Here is a 12,484-nt window from a genome sequence, read left to right as displayed (position 1 = left end):
ATAAAATATTTCTGAATATATTGTAAACAAAATGATTATTTTCGTTATTTTAGTTATATTTTATTAATTTTTGTATTTTTACGTTTTTTTATCATAATTCTTTTCAATTAGCAATTATATAAATTAAAAAGAGACTTCCATATTGATATGTAACTTGCCTGCTTGACATATGGCATATCATACGAAGTCTCTTTTATGCTATTTATTATATCCTTTGTCAACTTATCTTTATCAACTATATATTAATATCCAATCTCATCATTAACAAGAATTACATGTATTCTGTCTGTATGTCTTGAATATCTTGTTATAAGGAACTGACAGCATATTGTATCAGGTGATTTACAGTCAAAACATTTACCTGTCGTTTTACAAGGTGTCTTTATATCGAATCTCTGGGCATTAGCCGGAGCTGCAACATTTCTGGCACGTTTCATAGCACTATCAAGATCTGGGCATACTTTATTGATACCTACTATGAAGATTACTTTTCTTGGTCCTTGTGCTATACATGATACACGATTTGAATTACCATCTATATTGACAAGTATTCCATCATCTGTAATCGCATTGGCACTTGAAAGGAATATATCTGCATCATAAGCTGCCATAAGTCCTGCTCTTGCATCTTGCTTAGAACGATCTATGTAATTATAATCACCTTCTTTGAGGCTATCAATTAAGCCTATATCTGTGGCGCTCATACATCCTCCCATTGCTATTGTACTACCTTCTGGAATCAGCTCTAATGCCTGTTTTAATGCATCTTCTTTGTCTTTTGCATAGTATCCTGTCATATTACGGGATTCTAATCCTTTTATTACTGTCTTCGCAAGCTGTTCATTTCTCTTTTTCATATTTTCTGTCATACGTCTTACATCCTTTCTTAATAATATTAATCTTTTACTCTCTTTAAGCATTGTTAATCTTTTATTCAGATTATAGCACTGCTTAATCAGGCTTTCAAGGCAAGAGGATCGCTCTTATTATCGATGGAAGATTCTCTGGTGCATCAACCGGACCTGTAATTGGACATTGCAGTCCTGAAGCAGTTGATGGTGGTCCTATTGCACTGGTTGAAGATGGAGATCTTATTGAGATTGATGTAGAAGAACGAAAGCTGAATATTATCTTTCTTTTCACTGTGGCAATACTACTCGAAATCTGCTTCCAAGTCCTTCTCTGCTTATAATCTCATAGTATCCATTATGCTTGTCAACTATCCATTTTGCTATTGCAAGTCCTAGTCCTGTACCACCGGTCTTACTATTTCTTACTTCATCTGCACGATAGAATCTGTCAAATGCACGCTCTACATCCTGTTTTTTCATTCCTATACCATCATCCTGAATCTCATAGAATGGTACATCTATCATTTTTTCATTATTAAAGACACCAACACGAATAATTATATCCTGCCCTTTAGCAGTATATTTGGCTGCATTATCTATAAGTATTCTGACTGACTGTTTAAGCATATCTGCATCTGCTAATACTTTTGCTTCACCTTTTTCTTCATATATATAATGGTGTTCTTCATCAATCATTAATGACTCTTCATATACTTCTCTCATTATGTCATTAAGACTGCATATTTTTTTATCAAGCACCTGTCTGTTTGAATCTCCTCTCGCTAAAAAAAGTAACTGTTCTACGAGTTTTTGCATATGTGAAGCCTCATTCTTAATCGCATCAATAGATTCTATTAATATAGCTTCATCATCTTTTCCCCACCTGTCAAGCATATTTACATATCCTTGAATAACAGCTATAGGTGTTCTAAGTTCATGTGAAGCATCTGATACAAATTGTACCTGTTGTCTATATGAAGCTCTCATTCTGTCAATAAGATCATTAAGTGCATTCTCGATTCCCTGAAGTTCTTTATCGTTCATCTTAAGTTTTGCATCTTCTTTATCTACGCTTAAGCTGCTGATAGCATCTTCAAGATCATGATATTTTTTCTCATCAAATCCAGATGTTTCGAAAGCCATTTCGCTAAGTTCTCTGGCTTTTTTAGCAAGTTCGTTCAACGGACTAAGTTCTCTTCTTACTCTGTAAGTTCCTCTTGTTATCTTTTTAAGGATATCAATAAGTTCCATAACTAATATGATTATTCCGCCATTTATTAACCATGCAAGCCACCTGCCTATCTCCACACTATAGTAACTTGAAGTTCCTATATATCCTACTTCATATATAGTATCTCTTATCGTCTTACCAAGTGTTATATTTCTTGGCAAAGTAATGTCTAATGAACCTATATATTCTACATCAAGTCCATATACTGCCACTGCCGCCACAACAAGGCATATTAAAATATCTATTATCAGATATGACCATATAAGTTCCAACACATTATTAAGATTAATCTTTCGGGCAATGGAAGTAACTCTCTTTTCTTCTTTTTTCTCACTCATATATTATCCTCACTCATCATCACGAATTACATAACCAACTCCTCGCACTGTCTGAATCCATTTTACTTTATATATATCGTCAAGCTTGCTTCTAAGATATCTTACATATACATCGATTATGTTAGTCTCTCCAAGGTAATCATATCCACATACTTTTTCTAATAATTTTTCTCTTGATATAACAATATTCTTGTTCTCTAATAATACTCTTAACATCTCAAATTCTCTATGAGTAAGTTCTATCTTATCTGTGTTATATGTAACTTCATATCGCTGTATATCCATTGTAAGTCCTCTACAGCTTAATATGTTACCTGTATTTACTGATATGTTATTATTCTTCTTTTTAAGTGCAAGACGAATTCTTGCTAATAATTCTTCTATTGCAAAAGGCTTTGTCATGTAATCATCTGCACCTCCATCAAGGCCTGCAACTTTATCCATGACAGTATCTCTTGCTGTAAGCATAATTACTGGCATATCTGACACTTTTCTAAGTCTTCTAAGAACTTCAAATCCATTAAGTTCCGGTAACATTACATCAAGAATCATAAGTGCATATCTCTCTGAAAGTGCTTTTTCAAGTCCATCTCTTCCATTATACGATTTTACAACTTCATAACCCTCATGTGACAATTCAAGTTCAAGAAATCTTGCTATCTTGTCTTCGTCTTCAATTATTAATATTCTGTTATTGTTATCCATAATTCTTCTCCCTCGTTAATTAATAATATATGTCAGTATCTATACCTACTCTCATCCATCAGATTATCCAAATAGCTTTTTGTCATATATATGAATTATACTTCACATTCATTGTAACACGCAAATAAGGCGCATATTCTGCGCCTTTTGCTCTATTTGTGCTCTCTGTGTTCTTCTTCGTTAGCTACTGCCTGATTGAATTCATTCTTAATATTCTCTGCTGTTGATGATGCATTATCCATTGCTTTATTTATTACAAGTTCAACTGTCTCTGTCTGCATGTCCGGTCCCTGAAAATAATATTTCATACGACAGAATAGTCCAATAATTAATAATGGAACTATTACCCAGAATGCAAAGAATGTTGCTATTACTAATACTGTTACCGGCACTTTAAGAATCTCTTTATTATCTCTTTCAATGCAGAAGTTGTTACGGTTGCCTTTATCTATTATTTTAATACACCACTTGCCAAAGCGTTTTAATAGATCTGCAATTCCACCTTTATCTTTGCAATTTTTATCTTCTTTTAAATCCCAGTCGCATCTTTCATTTTTTGTAGAATAATCTGCTTTATCATCTTCTTTTACTTTACCAGTCTTTTCAAGATATATCATTGCATCAAGAATATCCCAGTCGCTACGTTCTAATGCTTCTTTTGCCTCTTCGTAACTTACATTTGCATGTTGTCTTAATTTTTCAACTTTCTCAAAATTATCCATAATATACTCTCCTATCTGTTCCTATTAGTCTTAACAGACATATCAGGTTACTTGTAATGGTCGTGCACAGCCATCAGTTCACCTAAACGATTAGTCTTAACAGACATATCAGGCTACCTGTAATGTATGTCTGTCTTATGCCTGTCTGTCATCTGATGGTACTAGTGTAATATATCTTCTTAAAAGAAAACTATAAGAAAGATTAAAAACAGATTAATGTTTAATGCTTTTATATTAATTTATACTATATTTTTATTCTACTCTCAAGGTAATTTTTATAACTACTCCTATAGGCTTGCCTGTTGGCTTTTCGCCACTAATTTATAATAAAAGAGACTTCACTCTCTAAGAATGAAGTCCCTAATATATAAACTTTATATTACTTTTCTTCTTTTGTTCTATATTTTTCCAAAAGTTCTTCTACTTTAAAAAAGTGTAATAACACAACCATTACAATAAGGCATAACACTGGTATTCCAATAAATCCAATATTAATAAAGAGCTTTTCAGTATCTGTCTGTTGCTGATTAGGAACATATCCACCAAGACTCATAAGTGCTGTAAACAATGTTACATTCAATCCAAATGTAAGTTTTGCCACAAAACTATCAAGTGAAGAAAGTATTCCTGCTGCCTGAATTCCAGATTTTAATTCACAATAATCAACAACATCTGCTAAAAGTGAAAATCTCATTCCCATAAGGAATCCTAAAGCTGACCAGACAAGTGCTGTTCCGACAATCAGTAATATCACATTATTAAGTGAGAATATAAAAACAACATTTCCAATAAATGCTATTCCTGCCATAATATACATACATTTTTTCTTTCCAACTCTACTAACAAGCATTGGAAGACTTGCCTGACTTGCAATCATTGATATAGATGTTACTGCTGCCTGAATAGGAATAAGATCTACTCTTTCAGCTACATAAGTATAATAATATACTACTCCGGCCTGTTTTACTGCAAAACCAAGCATAAATACAAACATAATTATAATGAACAATATATATTGACCATTTACTGCTTTAATTCCCTGTCTGAATGTTACTTTTTCTGCTTTGACTGATTCTTCTGACTCTTTTGTATTCATAAATGCAAATAAAAATAATACAACTGCTATCACTGCAAATACAATCATTGTATAACAATAGCTATCTGCATTACTATTACCGCCAAATTTATTGATAATCGGTGTCGCAAATGTTGTTACGCAAAAACCTCCAATTGCTGCCATAATCATTCTGAATGTAACTAATACATTACGCTCATGCATATCATGTGTAAGACTTGGTAAAATCGCTGACAATGGTGTATTTACTATTGTATATCCTGTACTTACCAGATTAAAAGTAACAAATGCATATATTACTTTTTTCATATTGCTGTCAAAATTCGGCATATAAAAAGTTATAATTGCAAAAAATGCTAATGGAATCGCACCAAAGAGAAAATATGGTCTACATTTTCCCCATCTGGTTCTTGTTCTATCAACAATAACTCCCATCATAACATCTGTACATGCATCTACAAATTTGGAAATAAGCATAATCATTCCGACTGTAACAGCACCTATTCCAGCAACATCTGTATAAAATACAGCAAGATAGGTCGTTATCATTGACCATACAAAATTACTTCCCATGTCAGCAGCTCCGTATCCAAAACGCTGACGCATCTTAAATCTTTTACCCATTTCTTTAAATCTCCATATTTCATCATAATTACATTCAAACTTTCTTTTTTCAAAATATATTGGAACGAAAGTTTTATGACATATGCCACATTGAATGGAATTATAGCACAAAAAATGGTATAATTTCAATGGAAACGTTTCCACTTTTTTATAAAATAAGCAATTTCGTTAATTTTTTATCATTTCCTCTTCTATATCATTAACTTTTTAGCTATTTTTCACAAACTGATGTATGATTGTTTCTCTTGTGTTTATAATAGCAATCTATAATATTTTCTCTATTTTACCAATCACAGGTTGATAATTGCTTATCACAAAATAGGAATAATCGCCTTTTCCATGTTTCATTATTGTTTGGTTTGTGTAAAAATATTAGGTTTCCTGTCTGTTGTCATTTTGGCAAACTGGAATTTTGTGTTTCCAATTTGATTTATAAATATTTAACATTATCCCAAACAGGAACGCACAGCGATTTATTTGGAAAGTAAGAAAATGCACTTGGTACAATGCCTAGTGCATTTTTCTTTCCGCAGAAATGAAAAAGCACCCACTATCTTCTTCACTTCATTGATGTGCTCATTATCTACGCCATTCTCCAATAAGTATTTCTTAAACACCATATTAATTTATGATAAACTAATCATCCACTTGCGTCTCTTAAAAATAACAAGCGATACAACCAATCTGAATATTTCTTCTGTGGTAAGCAGTGTATACACACCAACTATGCCCCACTTAAATATATACGCTGCAAGCAGACACAGTGGAATTCCGATACACCATGTGCCAACAATATCAATCACCATGATAATTTTTGTATTACCACCACTTCTTATAATTCCGCCACCAAGTATCATATTCTCAACCTTGACCGGAGCATATAGTGCAAATACGATAAGCAGTATCTTTCCAAGCTCTTTTACGCTGCCATCTACACGATACAGTCTGGTATATACTCCTGCAAGAAGAATGAGCAATGTCGATACGGCTACCGCTCCGGCTAAGCCTGCATACATTATCTTCTTCGATTCTGTATAAGCCTCATCATATTCTTTTTTTCCAAGCCTCTTGCCGACCATTACACCGGCAGCTGCCGACAATCCGCTAAGTGCTCCTACGATAAGCCCCTGTATAGGAGATGTAAGTGTATATGCCGCAAGGTTTGATGTTCCAAGGTGCCCATAGACAGCAGACTCCACATTTTGTCCAAGACTCCATAGAAATTCACTGATTAAAATCGGCATAATCATTATCAGATAATCCTTAATAGTAATTTTACTAAAATGCAATGACCATACTGGTTTATCTCCATCTTTTCTGATACATAAGACAAATCCGAGGGCAATAAATATGAGATTAAACAACTGTGAAATAAGTGTCGCAATCGCAGCTCCCTTTATTCCCATACATGGTAATCCGAATTTTCCAAATATCAGCAGATAATTAAGACCTGTATTTACAATAACTGCCCCAAAGCTTGCTAAAAATGGTATAGTTGCATGCTCCTTGCATCTAAGCCATGAGGATAAAATATTACTGACTGCCATTGGGATATATGTGAATGCTACAATTCTAAAGTATATTGCACCGGCACTTATAATTCCCATATCCTTAGTATAAAGTCCAAGAATCTGTGTTGAAAAGCCACCTGCTGCAAAGAGGAACAATGCTGATATCATAATTCCACAGATAAGGCTCACATCAAAGCTGCGCCATGCCTCTTTTGTATCTTCTGCACCAATAAACTGTGCTATTAGTATTCCCGCAACTGTGCTTACTGCACCAATTACCACCGAAAAAATAAGTGAAAAATTTCCACATAATCCAACTGCTGATATATTAGTTTCGCCTAACTGGCCAATCATAATCTGGTCAACAATTGAAAATGATGCCTGCAGCATACTTTGCAATGTTACAGGAATTGCTATTTTACATAATGTTTTCATAAACTTTGACATTATAACACCCCCGTACTTTCTCTTTTTATTAATTCAACCGGTAATACAATTTCAGTTTCACACTCCGCCCCATCACGCATCGCCTCAAGACACTTGATTGCAGTTTTTGCCCTAAGAGATGCATCCTGATGAATCGTCGTAAGAGAAGGATTGCTTTCCTTGCTTGCCATATTATCATCAAAACCGATTATCTGGATATCCTTTGGAATCTGTATACCTTTTCCCTGCAAAAATCGCATAAATTCGAGTGCATAAAAATCTGACACTGCAAAAACAGCGGTAATATTACTCTTTAACAACCATGCATATTTACCTTCATAAAAGCTCATTCTTTCATTTTCGGTCTTTGGTATCTCCCATCTTAATGTTTCTCCCGGTTCAAAGGCTTTGCTAAAGCCCTCTATGCGTTCTTTGTCCATGCATATGAAATTATCTGCTATGCACAATGCCTTTTTATGTCCAAGCTCCTTTAAATATTTTCCTGCCTGATAACCACCGTCATAATGATTGATTACCAGATTGACTACCTTTGAACATTTTTCAAAATAACCATCATACACTACAAATGATATTCTCATCTGGTTTCTTAGTTTCTCATAATCGGCTTCACAAAAGCCCATCAAAATCAGCCCATCCATATTCCACATGGATGCAAATACCGGAATTTCTCTGATGTCAGATGTCGTTTTTATCATCAGAAAATATCCTTTTTCATTAACCTCATGAGAAAGAGCATTAAACGATGACATCACAAATCCATCCTCTAAAACTCTGCCCTCATACTTTTCATGGTCATTTACCACCACTCCGATAATTCTTGAATTATTTCTTGCAAGCAGAATGCCTGCCATATTTGGAATATACCCTGAGCGTTCAAGCTCCTGCTGGACACGTTTTACCGTCTCATCCGAAATCTTTTCTGTTTTGCCATGAATCACATTTGAGACAGTCGCTGTACTAAGACCTAATGCATCTGCGACATCTGCTATTCTAACCCTGTTCTGTGCCATATCAATCTCCCCTTTTTTCTGATATTCTAATTATATGGTACAACAGAAAGGTTGGATTTACAAAGGTTAAGCGTATAACCCATTACAAAATCTGCGTTTGTTTTTTGTGACATTTTACTAGAGGATGTTTATAATTCTATACAATTTATCATAAATTCAAATATGTAATCGGATTTTGTGCCGATTGATTAAGTTTCAATCTGGCTATCGACTTTCCCAAATAGAACTCTTCATTCTCATCAAGTGGAAGTCCCTGTTCGTATCTTTCATCTACGAAGAACACTCTGTTTTCATTGTTTGGTGTAAGAACGATATCCTGTCTTGGAAGTTTGTCCTTTGCCTCTTTACAGACAAACCACTCTGATGGCTTATATACAGCAACAATCAAAGCATTGTAAACACCGAAAACATACTCAATTTTCTTTACTTTTTCTTTTGATGCTCTCCAGACACCACGAACAGCATCATATAATACTTTCTCGTCCATATCTCTTTGGTAAAGCCTGTTTATTTTTATAACAAGAATTCTGTGCTTGATATCTTTTTCTTCAAGTTCAACTGCACCATATATTCTTTCGTATTCATCAACTGATAATGCCTCTGTAGAATGATGTCCGGCAACTATATTAGTTAGTCTGGCATCGCTGACATAATTAAAGGCATTAATTAATGATGCCTCTGCAGCAAATGCCTCTTCCTCAGTAAGATTTGAATTGATGATAATCTTTTGAACTTCAAGTCCGGCATCCTTGATTTCTGATATTGTCTTAAGTTTTAGTTTCTCGCTTTCAGGGCTGCCTTTGCTTTCCTTCTCGTGTTCAAACACTCTGTTTTTTGTACCCTTTCCAATATAGAAGATTTGCTTATTGCGAGGATCTATAAGTCCATATACATAATAATCTCCAAGTGAAAGAAGGCTCTTTTCTGAAAATCTATCCATCTTTTCCTCCTAATTCTAATGAACAATCTAGTATATTATCTTCTTCCATACTAAAACTCTAAACTATCCACATTAAGCAGAAAATACTTCATTCCCATAATTACAAAGCCTTCATCATTCCTCCACGGCTTTTTAGTTCCATTTACTATCACAATCTTCTTAAATGAATCCGGTATATTCCTAAATGAATTAAGTTCCTGTGTCTGCTTTTCCTCAGAAGCCATATCATACGCTACTTGAATATAGTATCTCTGACTGCCCTGGTTTACTACGAAATCAACCTCTAACTGCTTATGAATTCTCTTTCCTTCACCATTCTTTGCAAAAACATCAACTATACCAACATCCACATTATAACCTCTGATAAGCAACTCGTTATACACGATATTCTCCATAATATGAGTAGGCTCCTGCTGCCTGAAATTCAGTCTGGCATTTCTAAGTCCTATATCTGAAAAATAGTATTTCAGATTTGCCCCCACATATTTCCTACCTTTAATATCATACCGATTCGCTTTAGAAATCAAAAATGCTTCTGCAAGATAATCTATATGGTTGGATATAGTCTTATTACTGTAATTGATACCCCGTTCACTTTTAAAGGTATTTGATATTTTAGTTGGATTGGTTGGTGCTCCTATTGCAGAAGCGAGAATATCAACCAAAGTAGCAATTTCATCAACATTTTGAATCCTGTTTCGCTCTACTACATCTTTAATATAAACATTTGTGAAAATATTTTTCAGATACTCAGCTTTTTGACGTTCTACAGAAAACTGTGCCACCTGTGGCAATCCACCATATATCATATACTCTTCCCAAGCATCATCATAATCCCCATCGAAAGCTGCATAGAACTCGGCAAATGATAAGGGATAAATTCTTATCTCATCTCCCCTGCCTCTAAATTCTGTTACTATATCACTTGATAAAAATTTAGAATTACTTCCAGTCACATATACATCAATATTACTGATACGAAGCAAGCTGTTCAACACTTCCTCAAATCGTGGCATAAACTGTACTTCATCCAAAAGTAGATAATATTTCTGCTCGTCTTTCATTGTATCCTTGATATACTGATAGCACTTCTTTGGATCTCTTAGTTCCTCATTTTCAATACCATCTAAGGCAATCTCAATAATGTGGTCATTATCTACACCGCTCTCCAATAAATATTTCTTAAACAACACAAATAGCAGGAATGATTTGCCGCACCTTCTAATTCCCGTAATAATCTTTATCATGCCATTATCTTTTCTTATCTTTAACTGTTCAAGGTAGGACTCTCTCTTAATCTCCATAATATCGCTCCTTATTTTTGTGCATTGCACGAATTTTAGTAATGTTATTTTATCACTAAATCTTCTTTGCATCAATAGCTATTACTATTTTTTGTGATATTTTACTAAAACATATTTATAATTCTATAACAATTTATCATAGATAAACCTTTTGGTTGCCAAATTGTTGACATTTTATTATGGCAAAAGTAAATCCTTTATGTGTTACCTTTTTATCATATTCATTATATTATATCTGCATATTTTTTCAGCTTCCTCATATGTAAAATCCATTTTATTAAGTATATCAAAATACTTATTATATATCTCATCAGGTTTTAAACTGCGACTATCCGGATAATCTGTTGCAAATACAAGTTTTTCAATACCAAACTCTCGCAATATATTATTAGTCTTTTTTATGCCATATTCATTCACATAATCTGGCAAAATAGCTGATATGTTAAAACATGCATTAATATCATATAATTGTTCATATTGAAATCCACCCATATGCGCTATCGAAACTTTCAGATTACTATATTTTTTTATTACATTTTTAATTCTTGATGGTGAACATACATCATCATTAATATGTGTCCTTGGGTATGAATGTATTTCTACCAATACGTTATTATCACTTGCCCATTTAAAAATTTTATCATAATACTCTCCATCAATTGGATATCCTGTATTAGTTGGATGAATTTTTATACCTAAAAACATCGTTTTATTTATAATTTTATTTAACTCTGAAATATTTTTATCTAGATTTTTTCTAATATCAATATCTGCAAAACTATATAACCTTCCATTACTCATATTACACATATTATAGAGATTGCTATGAACTGACTCTAATGTAAAGTCCATCGAAAGCATATATGGATCATTAAATGGCATAATAAATGCTGTAGTAATATTATATTTATCCATTAATTTTATATACTCACTAACATCACCATAATCAGCAAACTTCTCTCCTATATTTGCCTCTATCACGTCTTGCGGCATCAAATGTATATGTGCATCTATCTTCGGTATAGTAAACCAATCTAGTCTTTTCTCTTCCACTTTAATCTCTCCTATTATAATTTTTGCTTTTACATTAATTTATACTATATTTTCATTTTACTCTCAAGGTAATATTTAAAATTTTCAATAGGCTTGATCTTAATATGACAACTGCTGCCATTAAGGAAGATAAAAATTTCACAAAGCCATTGTGCCATGTCAGACAGACTATAATTATTCGTAAATGGTCTTGATAACGCATGTGATGGTGCATCCCATACAAACACATTCTGTTTTTTCTCAAAATATTCTATCTGCTTTTCAAAAAGCCTGTGATCTGCTGTAAGCCCAGGTAAAAATACTAAAGTATTTTTTTGTTTATCTATTATATTTACAAAATAATGGATGCAGCCACTAGGTGTCTTATAACTGTTTTCTGTCATTTTCCGTCCCCTTTCCATAAACCATTTCCCAATGATTTATCATTTCCAGATACTCCTGCTCAAAAACAGTTACATCATAATTTCCTGTTCTGTACCAATGTTTAAGCATCCCGTCTGAAGCATACAGAATTTCTTTATATATACGAACAAACTCTATATCCTTGCGGATGACCTAAAGAGAATTCATTTTAAACTTGGCACAACACTTAACTTAACATTTCACCTATAATTTTTTCTGCTTCAGAATATATCTCAAGATTCTTATACTTGCCACACAAACTCTTTTTTAT

At 33.5% G+C, this 12,484-nt stretch carries 11 protein-coding genes and 1 pseudogene; 1 reads left to right on the top strand and 11 read right to left on the bottom strand.

Features of this window, described 5'->3' with window-relative positions:
* Positions 1 to 242 precede the first annotated feature (242 nt).
* Complete coding sequence (locus KQI85_RS04840) at positions 243 to 869, bottom strand: lactate utilization protein (protein ID WP_216574971.1); 627 nt, start codon at positions 867 to 869, stop codon at positions 243 to 245.
* A gap of 107 nt (positions 870 to 976) precedes the next feature.
* Between KQI85_RS04840 and KQI85_RS04835 the strand changes: the two are divergent.
* Positions 977 to 1,132, top strand: a pseudogene (locus tag KQI85_RS04835) (dihydroxy-acid dehydratase); the annotation flags it as partial.
* A 7-nt stretch (positions 1,133 to 1,139) separates the two neighbouring features.
* Here KQI85_RS04835 and KQI85_RS04830 read toward each other — a convergent pair.
* The 10 genes from KQI85_RS04830 to KQI85_RS04785 form a co-directional block, all read right to left on the bottom strand.
* A complete protein-coding gene (locus KQI85_RS04830) occupies positions 1,140 to 2,420 on the bottom strand; it encodes a cell wall metabolism sensor histidine kinase WalK (RefSeq protein ID WP_216574970.1) in 1,281 nt (426 codons plus the stop codon).
* A 9-nt stretch (positions 2,421 to 2,429) separates the two neighbouring features.
* A complete protein-coding gene (locus KQI85_RS04825) occupies positions 2,430 to 3,125 on the bottom strand; it encodes a response regulator transcription factor (protein WP_216574969.1) in 696 nt (231 codons plus the stop codon).
* A gap of 152 nt (positions 3,126 to 3,277) precedes the next feature.
* Complete coding sequence (locus KQI85_RS04820; protein WP_216574968.1) at positions 3,278 to 3,847, bottom strand: DUF4342 domain-containing protein; 570 nt, start codon at positions 3,845 to 3,847, stop codon at positions 3,278 to 3,280.
* Between the two features lie 379 nt (positions 3,848 to 4,226).
* Positions 4,227 to 5,546, bottom strand: a complete 1,320-nt coding sequence (locus KQI85_RS04815; protein WP_216574967.1) for an MFS transporter — start codon at positions 5,544 to 5,546, stop codon at positions 4,227 to 4,229.
* 626 nt (positions 5,547 to 6,172) lie between these two features.
* Positions 6,173 to 7,504, bottom strand: a complete 1,332-nt coding sequence (locus KQI85_RS04810) for an MATE family efflux transporter (protein ID WP_216574966.1) — start codon at positions 7,502 to 7,504, stop codon at positions 6,173 to 6,175.
* Entirely contained in the window at positions 7,504 to 8,514 is a 1,011-nt protein-coding gene (locus KQI85_RS04805) for a LacI family DNA-binding transcriptional regulator (protein WP_216574965.1), read from the bottom strand. The genes KQI85_RS04810 and KQI85_RS04805 overlap by 1 nt, the downstream gene beginning before the upstream one ends.
* 148 nt (positions 8,515 to 8,662) lie before the next feature.
* Positions 8,663 to 9,454, bottom strand: coding sequence for a hypothetical protein (locus KQI85_RS04800; RefSeq protein ID WP_216574964.1), 792 nt, complete (start codon positions 9,452 to 9,454; stop codon positions 8,663 to 8,665).
* Between the two features lie 50 nt (positions 9,455 to 9,504).
* Positions 9,505 to 10,758, bottom strand: a complete 1,254-nt coding sequence (locus KQI85_RS04795; RefSeq protein ID WP_216574963.1) for an ATP-binding protein — start codon at positions 10,756 to 10,758, stop codon at positions 9,505 to 9,507.
* Between the two features lie 204 nt (positions 10,759 to 10,962).
* Positions 10,963 to 11,811 (bottom strand): amidohydrolase family protein, encoded by an 849-nt coding sequence (locus KQI85_RS04790; protein ID WP_216574962.1) that lies wholly within the window; start codon positions 11,809 to 11,811, stop codon positions 10,963 to 10,965.
* A 44-nt stretch (positions 11,812 to 11,855) separates the two neighbouring features.
* Positions 11,856 to 12,194, bottom strand: coding sequence for an alpha/beta fold hydrolase (locus KQI85_RS04785; protein ID WP_253293750.1), 339 nt, complete (start codon positions 12,192 to 12,194; stop codon positions 11,856 to 11,858).
* Positions 12,195 to 12,484 lie beyond the last annotated feature (290 nt).

Source organism: Falcatimonas sp. MSJ-15 (genome assembly GCF_018918265.1).
Lineage (GTDB): Bacteria > Bacillota > Clostridia > Lachnospirales > Lachnospiraceae > Falcatimonas.
Note: the sequence above shows the minus strand (reverse complement) of the source record. Positions and strands in the feature narration are given on the sequence as shown.